Below are 14840 nucleotides of genomic sequence, written 5' to 3' on the forward strand. Positions count from 1 at the left end.
TCACGAGCGCCGGGCAGGCCAAATCGTCATAGTCAGTCCCACCGTCTGGTCAGCACGCCCAGCGCCCCGATCGCCACGGCCGCCGCGGTCGAAGTCCGTAAGACGGTCGGGCCCAGCCGCACCGCCGCAGCGCCGGCCGCGGTCAGCGACGCGAGTTCGTCGTCCGTGATGCCGCCCTCGGGACCCACCACCAACACAACCGAATCAACTTCGTCGCCAACGTATTTCGCGAGCGGCTCGGTCGCCGGCTCGTGCAGCACGACCACCGATGCGCCCGCGGCCACATCGTCGGTGACGCGCCTCGCCAGCTCGGCCGTCGACACCGGGCCGGCGACGCCCGGGATGTGCGCGCGCCGCGATTGCCGGGCGGCGGAGCGGGCCACGGCCCGCCACCGCCGCAACCCCTTGTCGGCCCGCGCGCCGTCCCAGCGCGCCACGCAGCGGTCGGCCTGCCACGCGACAAACGCGTCGGCGCCGGCCTCGGTGGCCAGTTCGATCGCCAGCTCGGAGCGCTCCGACTTCGGCACCGCCTGCACGACGGTGACCTGCGGCGTGGGCGGGGCAACCGTCCAGCGGTCCAGCACCCGCGCCGACAGCCCGCCGCGCGCGGCGTCGCCGACCTCGCACCACGCCAGCTGGCCGGCGCCGTCGCCGAGCAGCACACGCTCCCCGCGCCGGATCCGGCGCACGGTTGCGGCGTGAAAACCCTCGTCGCCCGCCACGGTGGCGACGGTGCCGACATCCGGCAGGGCGTCGACGTAGAACAGCGCGGCCGTCACTCAGCGGCCGGTGAAGGTTTCACGCAGCCGACTGAAAAAGCCGCCCGCGGCGTCGGCGTGGGCCGACTTGACCTCGGCGGTGTCGGCCTTGCGGCGGTTTTTGAGCTGCCGCAGCAGTTCGGTGTCGTGGTGATCGAGCCGCGCCGGCACCACGACCTCGATGTGGGCGTGCAGGTCGCCGCGCACGCCGGTGCGCAGATGCGGCATGCCGTGACCGTGCAGCGTGGTGATCGAACCCGGTTGGGTGCCGGCGGCGACGGTGATGTCGGTCGGCCCGTCGAGGATGTCGTCGACGGTGACCGTGGTGCCCAGCGCGGCGTCAACCATCGGCACCGCGATCGTGCAATGCAGGTCGTCGCCGTCGCGGACGAAGATCTCGTGCGGCTGCTCGTGGACCTCGACGTAGAGGTCGCCGGCCGGACCGCCGCCGGGACCCACCTCTCCTTGCGCGGCGAGCCGCACCCGCATGCCATCGCCCACGCCGGCCGGAATCTTCACGCTGATCTCGCGGCGGGCCCGCACCCGGCCGTCTCCGCCGCAGCGGTAGCACGGGTCGGGAATCACCTCACCGACCCCGCGGCACGTCGGGCACGGCCGCGCCGTCAGCACCTGGCCGAGCAGCGACCGCTGCACGCTCTGCACTTCGCCACGGCCACCGCAGGTGTCGCATCGAATTGGCGTCGAGTTGCCGTTGGTGCCCCTGCCCTGACATCTGTCGCAGAGCACCGCGGTGTCGACGGTGACCTGTTTGGTGACGCCGGTCGCGCACTCGCCAAGATCGAGACGCATGCGCAGCAGCGAATCGGAGCCCGGCCGTACCCGGCCCGTCGGCCCGCGCGACGTCGCGCCGCCGAAGCCGCCGCCGAAGAAGGCCTCAAACACATCGCCGAGACCGCCGAACCCGCTGCCGAAGCCGTTGGCCGTCGCGGCGTTCTCCAAAGGATCGCCGCCCAGGTCGACGATGCGCCGCTTCTCCGGGTCGGTGAGAACCTCGTATGCGACGCTGATCTCCTTGAAGCGAGCCTGCGCCGTCTCGTCCGGATTGACGTCGGGATGCAACTCGCGAGCCAACCGCCGATAGGCGCGCTTGATCTCCTGATCGCTCGCGCCCCTGCTCACCCCGAGCAGGCCGTAGTAGTCGCGTGCCACGCCTGACCTTTCGCGCTCTTTTCGCCGCTCGTCAGCGGCTGCCCAGAACTTCCCCTATATACATGGCAACCGCAGCGACACTAGCGATAGTTCCCGGATAGTCCATTCGGGTGGGGCCCAAAACCCCCATGCCGCCGAACACCGTCTCCGTGGTGCCGTAGGTGGTGGTCACCACCGATGTGCCCGCCATCTGCTCGGCCTCGGTTTCGTGGCCGATCCGCACGGTGACCTTGCCCGCATCCTGCTGGTGCGCCAGCAACCGCAGCACGACCACCTGCTCCTCGAGCGCCTCCAGGATCGAGCGCAGCGAGCCGCCGAAGTCCGCGACGTTGCGGGTGAGGTTTGCGGTGCCGCCCATCAGCAACCGTTCCTCGTCGTGGTCGACCAGCGACTCCAGCAGTACCGTGGCCGACCGGCCGACCGCGTCGCCGAAGGTCCCTGCGCGCGCCATCTGTGACGCCAGGTCGGCGACCGCGGCCGACGCGGCGGACAGCCTCTTGCCTTCGAGCGCCTGGCCGAGCGTTTCGCGCAGTTGAGATAGCTGATGCTCGTCGATGGTGTCGCCGAGCTCGACGATGCGCTGGTCGACACGGCCCGAGTCGGTGATCACGACCATCAGCAGCCGCGCCGGCGTCAGCTGCACGATTTCCAGGTGGCGGACGGTGGACCCCGACAGCGTGGGGTACTGCACGACGGCGACCTGGCGGGTCAGCTGTGCGAGCAGCCGCACGGCGCGCCGCAGCACATCGTCGAGGTCGACGGCGGATGCCAGGAAGTTCTGTATGGCCCGGCGCTCGGCGGACGACAGCGGCTTGATGTCGTCGAGGCGGTCGACGAACTCGCGGTAGCCCTTCTCCGTGGGCACCCGGCCGGAGCTGGTGTGCGGCTGGGTGATGTAACCCTCGGCCTCGAGGACGGCCATGTCGTTGCGGACGGTGGCGCTGGACACGCCCAGATTGTGCCGGTCGACTAGGGACTTGGATCCGATCGGCTCCTTGGTCGCGACGAAGTCGGAGACGATGGCACGCAACACCTCGAACCGACGGTCCTCGGCATTTCCCATCTAATTCACCTCCCAGTCTGACCATTTTACGGTCATCAGCAGCGCCGATACTTCGCGAGCGCACCGCGGGTCCACGTTCGGGCGAAGAGCATCGGGCTGAGGGTGGCAATCTCGGCTGGGGCGACTAGCCTTTCCGACCATGGTGCTGCCGAGCCCGCGGATCGCGGCGCGATGATCTTCAGGGGCGTTCGCGACGGCAAGCCATACCCCGACCACGGATTGTCGTATCGCGACTGGGCGCAGATCCCGCCGCGTCAGATCCGGCTCGACGAGCTGGTCACCACCACCACCGTGCTCGCGCTCGACCGGCTGCTGTCGGAGGACTCTACGTTCTACGGCGACTTGTTCCCGCACGCGGTGAAGTGGCGGGGCGTGCTCTACCTCGAGGACGGCCTGCACCGCGCGGTGCGCGCCGCGCTTCGCAACAGGATCGTGCTGCACGCGCGGATGTTTGACATGGACGCCGTTCGCACCGAGCCGGCCTAGCCGCGCGCCTCCTGGGCGCGGCTCCGCTCCCACGGCCACGTCATGAGTGCCCAGACGATGAGCAGCAGCACGGTCGCGGCCAGCAGGTAGATGGGCCATGGGCCGAGTACGTCGAGTAGCGACGGCGTCGCCGGTTTGCGGTTGAGAAACCCGTAGTCCGTTCCGGCAATGCTGTTAAACGTCAGGGTGGCTGCCGCCCACACCACGGTCGCCGCGACCGCGATTCTGTAGCTGCGCCACGACGGCCGCATCCCGCGGCCCCAGGTCAGATAAATCGCGGCCCAGACGACCAACAGGTGAATACCCCAGAAGGCAACGAAATCGAAGCTGGGGAAGTCGCGCCCGAAGCGGATGGGCGAGATCAACGCCTGCGTGCTCAGGACCAGGCCCCAGTAGTAGGTCAGCGCGTAGGCCCAGTGCCGCCGCGACCACAACGCATAAGCCGCCACGATCGTCGCGAGATCGGTCAGGTGCAGCGGAACCGACACGTCGATGCTCGGGTGGCGGAGCGTGTCGACCGCCGCAGCGCCGCATACCGCGGCGGTCAACGCGCCGAGGACACGACCGAGGCACCGGGCTTGTGATTCGGTCTGCCGACGCCCGGTGTAGACCAGGAGCGCGGACCCGATCGCGAAGACCGCGAGCACCGCCCAGTGTGACGGGCCGTACGACGAGAACTCTCGTTGCGCGGATATCAGCGCCACCCGCCGAGTGTGGGGTCGTGAACGCGAAAACGCGAGGCGGTTTCCGCGAGAATTGTGTCGATAACTCACCAACTCGCCAACTACACGGGCCACGCTCTGGTCACGTTTCGTCGGTCCCAGGTGTCGACGTTGTAGGACCAAAGACAAGGAGGAATTGCGATGGCACGACTTCCTTTGGTGTCCGATCGCGATGCCGGTCTGAGCGCCAAGATCACCTACTACTTCATGAAGCGCCATTTCAAAAAGCTGACGGGCCGCGAGGCCGAGGCCATGCTCGACCCGATCCGGGCGTATGCCCACATCCCCAAGCTGTTGTCCGGCTATGGAAAGTTGGAACAGGCGGTGAACAAGGTGCACCTGCTGGATCTGCGGCACCGCGCGCTTGCCGAGTTGAAGGCGGCCACGACAACCCGCTGCGAGTACTGCATCGACTTGGGCTCGCGGATATCCCGTGACTGGGGCCTTTCCGATGAGGAATTGCTGGCGCTGCCGAATTACCGCACTGCCCCGTGCTTTTCGGACGTCGACAAGCTGGTGCTCGACTACGCCACGGCGATGAGCCGCACGCCGGTCGAGGTCAGCGACGAGTTGTTCGACGCGCTGCGCGAACATTTCGACGTGCCGCAATTGGTCGAGCTGACCCACATCGTCGCGCTCGAGAACCTGCGCGCCCGGTTCAACCTGGCGCTGGGCATCGGGTCAGCGGGATTCAGCGAAGGAATGGTATGCGCGATACCGGGCTAACCGAGCGGTTCGAGGATGCGCGACCGCGCCTGCGTGCGGTTGCCTACCGCATGCTGGGTTCGGTCGACGACGCCGAAGACGCCGTTCAGGAGGCGTGGCTGCGGCTGAGCGGCGACGACAGCGACGTCGACAACCTCGACGCGTGGCTGACGACGGTGGTCGCCCGGATCTGTCTGAATGTGTTGCGCTCGCGGCGGGTGCGTCGGGAGGAAGAACTCGTCGACCGGCTGCCGGACCCGCTCATCGACCCGCCCGGCGAGATGGACCCCGAACATCAGGCGCTGCTGGCCGACTCCGTCGGCTTGGCGCTGTTCGTCGTTCTCGACACGCTGCCGCCCGACGAGCGGCTGGCGCTCGTGCTGCATGACGTCTTCGCGGTGCCGTTCGCCCAGATCGCCCCGATTGTCGACCGGTCACCGGAGGCCGCCCGCAAGCTGGCCAGCCGCGCCCGCCGCCGCATTCAGCAGGCGCGCCCGCAACCCGACGGCGACCTGGCCGCCCAGCGCGAGATCGTCGACGCATTCTTCGCGGCGGGTCGCGCCGGCGACTTCGAGCGCCTGGTCGCGCTCTTGCATCCAGATGTGGTGCTGCGCGGCGACTTTGGCGGGCGTGAAATGCGCGTGATCGTCGGATCGTCCGCGGTGGCCAAGCAGGCCAAGCTTTACGGCGGCCCGGACCGCGAGGCCCGCTCCGCCACGGTCAACGGCGTCCCCGGCGCCGTCATCTTCGTGCGCGGCCGCCCCGTCGCGGTGATGGCGTTCATCGTGGCCGACGGCAAGGTCACCGAGATCGACGCGCTCGCCGATCCGCCGCGCATCGCACGCCTGGACCTCAGCGCCGTCAGCTGAAAGCTAGCACCAGCCCACCTCGAGCAGCGCCTGGCGTAGCGCGCGAAGGCCGTAGTGCAGGCGCGACTTGACCGTGCCTTCCGCGACCTGCTCGTGCCTGGCGATCTCCGCGACGGTCTGCCGAAGGTAATGGGCCCGCACGATCGCGCTGCGGTGCTCGATGCTCAGCGACATCAACGCCTCCGTTATTACCGCGTTGTCACACGCACGGGAGATGTCATCACCCGACGGTCTATCGGGGACCACGTCGAGGCTCAGCTCGCGGGCGAAGCGCGCGCTGCGCCGGTCGTCGATCACCAGGTTCCTCACCACGGTGAACAACCAAGCCCGCGCCGACTCCACCGGCCCTTCCAAGACCTCGGGGTGACGCCAGAGCCGCAGCAGCGCTTCCTGCACCACGTCCTCGGCGAACTGCAGGTCGCCGCCGGAAAGGAAGCGCACGTACCGCCGAAGCGCTGGACCGTGTGCGTCGTGGACCTCGCGCAGCAACGCTGCCCGTCGATCGCCGAGACCTGCGCTCACAATGAAGCGCAACAACACGGGGGCTCAAAAGTTGGGCAACGGTACCGTTCGGTTTAGTCGTCCAGCAGGGTGCGCACAACCGCGTCGGCGAGCAGCCGTCCCCGGTCCGTGAGCACCAGGCGGTCCCCGTCTGTGACCAGCAAACCGTCGGCGATGGCGGTGTCGGCGCGGCGTCGCTCACCGTCGGTCAGGCCGGCGACGGCCAGTCCGGGGCGCAACCGCACCGACAGCATCACGTCCTCCGTGTGCCGGGCAACCACGTCTAGCCGCTCGAAACCCGCCACCGGCAGGTGGCCGTCACCCAACCTTTGCGCATAAGCATTGGGGTGCTTGACATTCCACCATCGCGTGCCGGCGACGTGTCCGTGCGCACCGGGCCCGGCCCCCCACCATTCGCCGCCGTCCCAGTAGCCGAAGTTGTGCCGGCATTCTCCGCCCGGACGACACCAGTTGGAGACCTCGTACCAGCCGAAGCCCGCCGCCGACAGCCGCGCGTCGAGCAATTCATAGCGGTGCGCCAGCACGTCGTCGTCGGGGGCGGCGATTTCGCCGCGGCGGACCCGGCGGGCCAGCGCCGTGCCGTCCTCCACGACAAGGGCGTAGGCCGACACGTGGTCGACACCCGCCTGCAGCGCCGCGTCGACCGAGCGCAGCAGGTCGGCGTCGGACTCGCTCGGCGTGCCGTAGATCAGGTCGAGATTGACGTGCTCGAACCCGGCGTCTCGCGCTTCGGCGGCAGCGGCTGGCGCCCGCCCCGGCGAGTGCACGCGGTCGAGCATCGCCAGCACGTGTGGCGCCGCCGACTGCATGCCCAACGACACCCGCGTGTATCCCGCGGCCCGCAGCCCCTCGAACAGCTCCGGTGAGGTCGACTCCGGGTTTGCCTCGGTGGTGACTTCGGCGCTTGGCGCCAACCCGAAGTTGTCCCGGACCGCGTCCAGCACGGCGGCCAGCCGCCGCGCGCCGAGCACCGACGGGGTACCGCCGCCGATGAACACGGTGTCGACTCGCGGCGGCGAGCCAAGACTCGCGGCGGCCAGCGCCAGCTCCGTGCGTAGTGCCGCGAGCCAGCCGTCCGGGTTGGCGCCGCCCAGTTCGGTGGGGGTGTAGGTGTTGAAGTCACAGTATCCGCACCGGGTGGCGCAGAACGGCACGTGCACGTAAACGCCGAACGCCCGGCCCCGGGTCGTCGCCAGGGCGGGCAGAACAACGGGTGCAGCGGAGACCGTCATGTCACTACAAGTGTCCCCGACACCGCGGGGAAGTTTTGCTCAGCATGAGCGCAAGTTTCACCCGGTTAGGGCGCTGGCCGCCGTTCGTGGCAGAATGGGCCGCGTGTCCGCCGCCCGAAGCATCTCTGCCCGCGTCTCGCTGGTAGCGCGGCGGCATGTCGACTTCAAGCGCGTCTGTAGCTGTTGCTGTCTGCCTTGACGTCGTAGACCCTGCCCACCAGTACTTTCAGCTGGCCGCCGGATCTGCGCCGCCGGCCAGCCACCGGTGTATTGCGCGGTTCGAACGCTGGCTCTTCAGAAGGAGCCAACCCGATGACACGGCCAAAGCCCGCCAAACGCCGCGGTGAAGGCCAGTGGGCGCTCGGCTATCGCGAGCCCCTCAACGCCAACGAACGCACCAAACGCGACGATCTCCCGCTCCACGTGCGCGACCGCATCGAAAACATCTACGCGAAGAATGGCTTTGACAGCATCGACAAGACCGACCTGCGCGGCCGGTTCCGCTGGTGGGGCCTGTACACGCAGCGCAAGCAGGGCTACGACGGCACCTGGACCGGCGACGAGCACATCGACGCCATCGAAGACAGCTACTTCATGATGCGGGTGCGCTGCGACGGCGGGGCCCTGTCGGTCGAACAGATCCGTACGATGGGCCAGATCTCCAAACAGTTCGCCCGCGACACCGCCGATATCTCCGACCGCGAAAACCTGCAGATGCACTGGATCGAGGTGGAAAAGGTTCCGGAGATCTGGCGACGCCTCGAGGCCGTCGGACTGCAGACAACCGAGGCGTGCGGCGACACCCCTCGGGTCGTGCTCGGCTCGCCGCTGGCGGGTGAATCGCTCGACGAGGTGATCGACGGCACACCGGCTATCCAGGAAATCGTCCGGCGCTACATCGGCAAACCCGAGTACGCGAACCTGCCGCGCAAGTACAAGACGGCGATCTCGGGTCTGCAGGACGTCTGCCACGAGGTCAACGACGTCGCCTTCATCGGCGTCGACCATCCCGAGCACGGCCCCGGCTTCGACCTGTGGGTCGGCGGCGGGCTCTCGACAAACCCGATGCTGGGCCAGCGCGTCGGGGCGTGGGTGCCGCTGGACGAGGTGCCCGACGTGTGGGAGGCCGTGACGTCGGTGTTCCGCGACTACGGCTACCGCCGGCTGCGCTCGAAGGCCCGGCTGAAGTTCCTGATCAAGGACTGGGGCATCGAGAAGTTCCGTGAGGTGCTCGAAACGCAGTACCTCAACCGGCGGCTGATCGACGGACCCGCTCCCGCGCCGCCGGTGCACCCGATCGACCACGTCGGCGTGCAGCGGCTCAAGAACGGGCACAACGCGGTCGGCGTCGCGCCGATCGCCGGGCGGGTGTCGGGCGCCACGCTGTTGGCGGTGGCCGACCTGGCCCAGCGGGTCGGCTCCGACAGGATCCGGTTCACCCCATACCAGAAGCTGATCGTGCTCGACGTGCCCGACGACCGCGTCGACGAACTCGTTGCCGGCCTTGATGCGCTCGGGCTGCCGTCCGCGCCGACGCATTGGCGGCGCAATCTGATGGCCTGCACCGGCATCGAGTTCTGCAAGTTGTCGTTCGCCGAGACCAAGAGTCGTTCGCAGGATCTGGTACCGGAGTTGGAGCGTCGCCTCGAGGACATCAACGCCCGGCTTGACGTCCCGATCACCATCAACCTCAACGGCTGCCCCAACTCGTGCGCCCGCATCCAGGTGGCCGACATCGGGTTCAAGGGCCAGATCGTCGAGGACGGTGACGGCGGGCACACCGAAGGTTTCCAGGTACACCTTGGCGGCAGCCTCGGCCAGGACAGCGGTTTCGGCCGGAAACTGCGCCAGCACAAGGTGCTCAGCAGCGAGCTGGGCGACTACATCGATCGGGTGGTGCGCAACTTCGTGAAACAACGCAACGAGGGAGAGCGTTTCGCTACGTGGGCCCTACGAGCAGACGAGGCGGATTTGCGGTGACGATCGAACAATTGGACACGAACGAGCTGCGGCGACTGGCGGCGCGGGCGGCGGCCGAGCTCGACGGCGCCGACGCATCCGAACTGCTGCGCTGGACCGACGAGAACTTTCCCGGCGACTATGTGGTCGCGTCCAACATGCAAGACGCCGTGCTGATCGACATGGCCGCGAAGATCCGCCCGGGCGTGGATGTGGTGTTCCTCGACACCGGCTATCACTTCGTCGAAACGATCGGCGCCCGAGATGCGGTCGAGTCCGTCTATGACGTCAACGTGCTCAACATCACTCCCGAGCACACGGTCGCCGAGCAGGACGCACTGTTGGGCAAGGACCTGTTCGCCCGCGACCCCAACCGATGCTGCCGGCTCCGCAAGGTGGAGCCATTGGGCAAGGCGCTGCGCGGGTATTCGGCGTGGGTGACGGGGCTGCGCCGCGTCGAGGCGCCCACGCGAGCCAACGCAGCGCTGATCAGCTTCGACGAGGCGTTCGGTTTGGTGAAGATCAATCCGCTGGCGGCGTGGACCGATGAGGACGTGCAGCACTACATCGACCAACATGGTGTGCTGGTGAATCCGCTTGTCTACGAAGGCTATCCCTCCATCGGCTGCGCTCCCTGCACCGCCAAGCCAGTTGACGGCGCCGATCCTCGCAGCGGCCGTTGGCAAGGCCGGTCCAAGACGGAATGCGGACTGCACTCTTGACCACACTTGTCGTCGCCGCGCACGGCAGCGCCGACCCGCGCTCGCCCGCGAACACGCATGCGGTCGCCGAACGGGTCCGCCGCATGCGGCCCGGCCTCGATGTACAAGTCGCGTTCCTGGAGCGGTCGACCCCAAATCTGCGGGACGTGCTGCGCGCATTGCGGGGTGAGGCCGTGGTGGCGCCGTTGCTGCTGGCCGCCGCCTACCACGCACGCGTTGACGTCCCAGCGCTGATCGCCGAGGCCGGTGCACGTACGGCGGTTCAGGCCGATGTGCTCGGCGAAGACGACCGGTTGGTGCAGGTGATGCGCGATCGGCTGGCGGCTGTAGGCGTGTCGCGGACTGACGACGAGCTCGGCGTGCTGGTGGCCGCCGTCGGTTCGTCGCGTGATGATGTCAACCGGCGCACCGCGGCGGTGGCGCCGGTACTGGCCACCGGCACGTGTTGGGCCGGAGCGCAGCTGGCCTTCGCGACCGGACCACACCCGACGCTGCACGAAGCGGCGCTGCGGCTGCGCAACCGCGGGGCCAACCGGCTGGTGATCGTGCCGTGGTTCCTCGCGCACGGGCTGTTGACCGACCGCGTCGCCGACTACGCCGTCGAGCATGGCATCCCGATGGCCCAGCCGCTCGGCTCGCACCGCTTGGTGGCCGCAACGCTGTTGGACCGGTTCGATCAAGCGCTGGCGGACGAGGCCGCCGCCTGAGCCCGATCGCAAGATCCGGTTAAGCGACGACACACGACCGAGTGCAGCGGGCGCTCCTGGAATGCTCCTGGAATGCCAGCCCACTACGACGTTGTCGTCAGGTTTTCGGCGTCCGCGCCCGGCAATTGCGCCGCACCGGCGATCCGCGGAACTCGGGTGGCCCGCACGTAGACCGTATCGCCCTCGCGCAGGCCGAGCGCTTCGGCGTCGCCGCGGGTGATCTGGGCGGTGAACGGCGCGCCGGTGGCGGCGTTGGTCAGCTCAACGCGCACCTCGAAGCCGAGCATCACGACACGGTCGATGGTCGCCCGCACGACGCCGGTTGCCTTGACCGAAACATCAGCGGCGAGAGGCAGTTCCGGATTGCGGCCGACGCGGATGTCGTGCGGACGCACCAATGCGCCGTTCAGCGACGCCACGGCGCCAAGGAACGACATCACAAACGCGTTCGCCGGGTGGTCGTAAACGTCTGTGGGAGAGCCGATCTGCTCGATGCGGCCCTTGTTGAGCACCGCGATGCGATCGGCGACGTCGAGCGCCTCGGACTGGTCGTGGGTTACCAGAACGGTGGTGACATGGACCTCGTCGTGCAGCCGGCGCAACCACGCCCGCAGATCCTCGCGGACCTTGGCGTCCAGCGCACCGAACGGCTCGTCGAGCAGCAACACCTGGGGGTCCACCGCGAGGGCGCGCGCCAGCGCCATGCGCTGGCGCTGACCCCCGGACAGCTGCGACGGATAGCGGTTCTGAAACCCGCTCAGCCCGACGATTTCCAGCAGATTGTCGACCTTCTCGGTGACCTCTGACTTCGGCCGCTTGCGGATCTTCAACCCAAATGCAACGTTGTCGCGCACACTCAGATGTTTGAACGCCGCGTAATGCTGGAACACGAAACCGATTCCGCGCTTCTGGGGCGCAATGTGGGTCACGTCGCGACCCTCGATGGTGATCACGCCGGTGTCGGGCACATCGAGGCCGGCGATCGTGCGCAGCAACGTCGACTTCCCGGAACCACTGGGCCCGAGCAGAGCAGTCAGCGACCCGGAGGGCACCGTGAAGTTGATGTCCTCCAACGCCGCGAAGTCGCCGTAGCGTTTGTTCACTCCGCGCAGCGTGATCGCTTCGATCATGTCGAGTCTCCTTGGTAAGCCTACGTCTTGGTGCCTGCGCGCCGCGCGTCCAAAATCACCTGCACCACAAGCACCAGCACTGCGACAGTCATCAGCAGCGTTGAGACCGTGTACGACCCGTATTCGGCGCCTCGGTTGTGCCGGTCGTTGACCAGCAGGGTGAGCGTCTGCGAGGACCCCGGCAAGTTCGACGAGACCATGATCACAGCGCCGAACTCGCCAAGCGTCCGCGCTACCGTCAGGACGACGCCATACGTCAGCCCCCACCGGATGGACGGCAATGTGATACGCCAGAACGTCTGCCACCAACTAGAGCCCAGTGTCGCCGCCGCCTCTTCCTGATCGGTGCCGATCTCGTACAACACCGGTTCCACCTCGCGGATGACGAACGGCAGCGTGACGAAGATGCTTGCCAGCACAATGCCGGGCAGGCCGAAGATGATCTTGAATCCCAAGTCCCTCTCGACGAATCCAAACAGGCCCGCCGAGCCCCACAGCAGGATCAGCGCCACACCGACGATCACCGGCGACACCGCGAACGGCAGGTCGATGACCGCCTGCAGCGCACCCCTACCCCGGAAGCGGTTGCGCGCCAAGGCGAGCGCGGTCGGCACGCCGAATATCACATTGAGCGGCACCACGATCGCGACGACGAGCAGCGACAACTGAAGCGCGGACTGTGCCGCCGGGGTCGTGATCGACGCGAAGAACTCACCGAACCCGGGCGCGAGGGATCGCCACAGAATCAGCCCCACCGGCACGATCACCAAGACCGCAACGTAGCCCAACGCGATGTACCGGAGTAGATGACGGGCCAGCGGCGACAGGATCAAGCGGCCAGCTCCTGTCGCTTGGCTGCGCGCGAACCCAGCGCTCGCAGGATGAACAACACGACAAACGAAATAGCCAATAGCACAATCGAAATCGCGGCGGCGCCGGTGCGGTCGTCGTTCTCGATCAGTGTCCGGATCCACTGCGAGGACACCTCGGACTTGCCCGGGACCGCGCCGCCGATCAGCACCACCGAACCGAATTCGCCGATCGCACGAGAGAATGCGAGCCCCGCGCCGGACAACAACGCCGGCGTCAGCGCCGGCAGGACGATCCTGGTGAAGATCGTCCAGTTGTTGGCGCCCAGCGACGCGGCCGCCTGCTCGGCCTCGCGGTCGACCTCCCGCACCACCGGCTGCACTGCGCGCACCACCAACGGCAATGTAACGAACAACAGCGCAACTCCCACGCCCCATGCCGTGTGCTGCAGGTGGATGCCGACCGGGCTGTTGGGACCGTAAAGGGCCAACAGCACGACGCTGGCCACGATGGTGGGCAGCGCGAAGGGCAAGTCGATCACGGCGTCGACGACCCGCTTGCCCGGAAACTCATCCCGAACAAGTACCCACGCCACCAGCAGCCCGAACACCACGTTGATCACGGTGACCGCCGCCGAGATCGTCAGCGTGACCCGGAACGACTCGATCGCCGACGGCGAGCTCACCGCGGCGGAAAACGCCGACCAACCGCCCTTGGCGGACTGCCACAGGATCGCCGCGAGGGGCAGCAGGACGATCACGCTCAGCCACAGCACCGCGACACCGACCCGCAGCGAGGCACCATCGCCACGGCTGGGCAAGCCGGCCCGCCGGCCGTAGTCCTCGCCGAGTTCCGGCCGGCTCGCCTCGGGATTCGGCTCGACCGCAGCTGTCATCCGGTTGCCTGCTTGTAGATCTTGGTGATGCTGCCGTTGTCCTTGTCGAATAACGCCGGATCGACCGCACTCCATCCGCCGAGGTCGGCAATCGTCCACAGTTTCTGCGGCAGCGGGAACTCGCCTGCGAATTCGGCTGCCACCGCCGGGTCGACCGGCCGGAAACCCGCCTGTGCCCACAGCCGCTGCGCCTCGGGCGTGTACTGGTAGTTCTTGAACTGGGTGGCCTTTTCCAGGTGTGCGCTGGTGCTGACCACCGCCAACGGGTTTTCGATCTTGAAGGTCTGCGGCGGAGCGAGGTGTTGCACGCGCTTGCCCTGCCGCTCGACGTTGATCGCCTCATTCTCGTAACTCAGCAGCACGTCGCCGGTGCCCTGCACGAAGACATCGGTGGCTTCGCGCCCGGAACCTGGGCGCACCTTGATGTGCTCGCTGACCAGTTTCTGGACGAAGTCGAGGCCCGCCTGCTGGTCCTGTCCGCCATTGCTCTTGGCGGCGTACGGAGCAAGCAGGTTCCATTTGGCCGAACCGGAACTCAACGGGCTCGGGGTCACGACCTCGATACCGGGCCGCAGCAGATCGTCCCAGTCTTTGATGTTCTTCGGGTTGCCCTGGCGGACCACGAACGTGACGACCGAATCGAACGGAATGCCCTTGGTCGCGTCCTTATTCCAATCGGCCGCTACCTTGCCCGCCTTGACCAGCCGGGTCACGTCGGGCTCGAGCGAGAAGTTGACGACGTCGGCGGGCTTACCGTCGACGACACCACGGGACTGATCACCGGATGCCCCGTAGGAGGTGGTGATCTGAACGCCTTTGCCCTGCTCGGTCGCGCTGAACGCGGGAACGATCTTGCTCCATCCCGGTTCGGGGACCGAGTAGGCCACCAGCGTGAGTTTGGTGGTGGCGTTTGCCTGGCCGCCGCCGCCACCCGCGACATCGCTGGCGCCGCCGCCGCAGGCGACGACAACGGTCGCGGTAAGACCAAGAGCGGCACTTGTACGCCAGGATTTGACGACGGACCCGAAAACGGATTTGTAGACGTTGTGCATTGTTGACCTTTCACTGCGGGGCGGGGCTGGCGGGGAAT

Annotated in this window: 17 protein-coding genes; 7 read left to right on the forward strand and 10 right to left on the reverse strand. The window is 67.5% G+C overall.

What is annotated here, in order from left to right:
* Nucleotides 1-32: 32 nt before the first annotated feature.
* Genes VE759_RS12680 through hrcA form a run of 3 tightly spaced genes read right to left on the reverse strand, consistent with a single transcriptional unit; the run spans nt 33 to nt 2991 of the window.
* Nucleotides 33-779 (reverse strand): 16S rRNA (uracil(1498)-N(3))-methyltransferase, encoded by a 747-nt coding sequence (locus tag VE759_RS12680; protein WP_324932624.1) that lies wholly within the window; start codon nt 777-779, stop codon nt 33-35.
* Nucleotides 780-1928 (reverse strand): molecular chaperone DnaJ, encoded by a 1149-nt coding sequence (gene dnaJ / locus VE759_RS12685; protein WP_324932627.1) that lies wholly within the window; start codon nt 1926-1928, stop codon nt 780-782.
* A 31-nt stretch (nt 1929-1959) separates the two neighbouring features.
* On the reverse strand, nt 1960-2991 hold the full coding sequence (hrcA, locus tag VE759_RS12690; RefSeq protein WP_324932630.1) for a heat-inducible transcriptional repressor HrcA: 1032 nt from the start codon (nt 2989-2991) through the stop codon (nt 1960-1962).
* Nucleotides 2992-3162: 171 nt separating this feature from the next.
* Here hrcA and VE759_RS12695 point away from each other — a divergent pair, with 171 nt between their 5' ends.
* Nucleotides 3163-3477 (forward strand): type II toxin-antitoxin system VapB family antitoxin, encoded by a 315-nt coding sequence (locus tag VE759_RS12695; RefSeq protein ID WP_324932633.1) that lies wholly within the window; start codon nt 3163-3165, stop codon nt 3475-3477.
* On the opposite strand, the gene VE759_RS12700 is transcribed toward VE759_RS12695, so the two are convergent.
* Nucleotides 3474-4175: a TIGR02206 family membrane protein gene (locus VE759_RS12700; RefSeq protein WP_324932856.1), complete on the reverse strand. Its 702-nt coding sequence runs from the start codon at nt 4173-4175 to the stop codon at nt 3474-3476. The genes VE759_RS12695 and VE759_RS12700 overlap by 4 nt on opposite strands.
* 165 nt (nt 4176-4340) lie before the next feature.
* Between VE759_RS12700 and VE759_RS12705 the strand changes: the two genes are divergently transcribed.
* A complete protein-coding gene (locus VE759_RS12705; protein ID WP_324932636.1) occupies nt 4341-4925 on the forward strand; it encodes a carboxymuconolactone decarboxylase family protein in 585 nt (194 codons plus the stop codon).
* Nucleotides 4907-5773 carry a sigma-70 family RNA polymerase sigma factor gene (locus VE759_RS12710; RefSeq protein WP_324932639.1) on the forward strand — a complete coding sequence of 289 codons (867 nt, stop codon included), beginning with the start codon at nt 4907-4909 and terminating at the stop codon, nt 5771-5773. The genes VE759_RS12705 and VE759_RS12710 overlap by 19 nt, the downstream gene beginning before the upstream one ends.
* A gap of 3 nt (nt 5774-5776) precedes the next feature.
* On the opposite strand, the gene VE759_RS12715 is transcribed toward VE759_RS12710, so the two are convergent.
* Together VE759_RS12715 and hemW are read right to left on the reverse strand one after the other, a co-directional pair.
* The gene (locus VE759_RS12715; protein ID WP_324932642.1) at nt 5777-6295 is read right to left on the reverse strand and encodes a sigma-70 family RNA polymerase sigma factor; all 519 of its coding nucleotides are present in this window, start codon (nt 6293-6295) and stop codon (nt 5777-5779) included.
* 53 nt (nt 6296-6348) lie between these two features.
* A complete protein-coding gene (hemW, locus tag VE759_RS12720) occupies nt 6349-7527 on the reverse strand; it encodes a radical SAM family heme chaperone HemW (protein ID WP_324932645.1) in 1179 nt (392 codons plus the stop codon).
* 94 nt (nt 7528-7621) lie between these two features.
* Between hemW and VE759_RS22900 the strand changes: the two genes are divergently transcribed.
* The 4 genes from VE759_RS22900 to VE759_RS12735 all read left to right on the forward strand — a co-directional run bounded on the left by VE759_RS22900 (nt 7622) and on the right by VE759_RS12735 (nt 10915).
* Nucleotides 7622-7726, forward strand: coding sequence for an Ms4527A family Cys-rich leader peptide (locus tag VE759_RS22900; RefSeq protein WP_414687905.1), 105 nt, complete (start codon nt 7622-7624; stop codon nt 7724-7726).
* A gap of 113 nt (nt 7727-7839) precedes the next feature.
* Entirely contained in the window at nt 7840-9507 is a 1668-nt protein-coding gene (locus VE759_RS12725) for a nitrite/sulfite reductase (protein WP_324932648.1), read from the forward strand.
* Entirely contained in the window at nt 9504-10208 is a 705-nt protein-coding gene (locus tag VE759_RS12730; protein ID WP_324932651.1) for a phosphoadenylyl-sulfate reductase, read from the forward strand. Before VE759_RS12725 ends, VE759_RS12730 begins: the two co-directional genes overlap by 4 nt.
* Nucleotides 10205-10915, forward strand: a complete 711-nt coding sequence (locus VE759_RS12735) for a sirohydrochlorin chelatase (RefSeq protein WP_324932654.1) — start codon at nt 10205-10207, stop codon at nt 10913-10915. Before VE759_RS12730 ends, VE759_RS12735 begins: the two co-directional genes overlap by 4 nt.
* Nucleotides 10916-10998: 83 nt before the next feature.
* Here the strand turns inward: VE759_RS12735 and VE759_RS12740 are convergent, their stop codons facing one another.
* From VE759_RS12740 to VE759_RS12755, 4 genes are read right to left on the reverse strand one after another with little or no spacing between them, the layout of a single operon-like run.
* A complete protein-coding gene (locus tag VE759_RS12740; RefSeq protein ID WP_324932656.1) occupies nt 10999-12045 on the reverse strand; it encodes a sulfate/molybdate ABC transporter ATP-binding protein in 1047 nt (348 codons plus the stop codon).
* Between the two features lie 20 nt (nt 12046-12065).
* Entirely contained in the window at nt 12066-12878 is an 813-nt protein-coding gene (gene cysW / locus VE759_RS12745) for a sulfate ABC transporter permease subunit CysW (protein WP_324932659.1), read from the reverse strand.
* Nucleotides 12875-13750 (reverse strand): sulfate ABC transporter permease subunit CysT, encoded by an 876-nt coding sequence (gene cysT, locus VE759_RS12750; protein WP_324932662.1) that lies wholly within the window; start codon nt 13748-13750, stop codon nt 12875-12877. The genes cysW and cysT overlap by 4 nt, the downstream gene beginning before the upstream one ends.
* A complete protein-coding gene (locus VE759_RS12755) occupies nt 13747-14802 on the reverse strand; it encodes a sulfate ABC transporter substrate-binding protein (protein ID WP_324932665.1) in 1056 nt (351 codons plus the stop codon). Before VE759_RS12755 ends, cysT begins: the two co-directional genes overlap by 4 nt.
* Nucleotides 14803-14840: the final 38 nt, after the last annotated feature.

The organism is Mycobacterium sp., assembly GCF_035640695.1.
In the GTDB taxonomy this organism is placed as follows: domain Bacteria; phylum Actinomycetota; class Actinomycetes; order Mycobacteriales; family Mycobacteriaceae; genus Mycobacterium.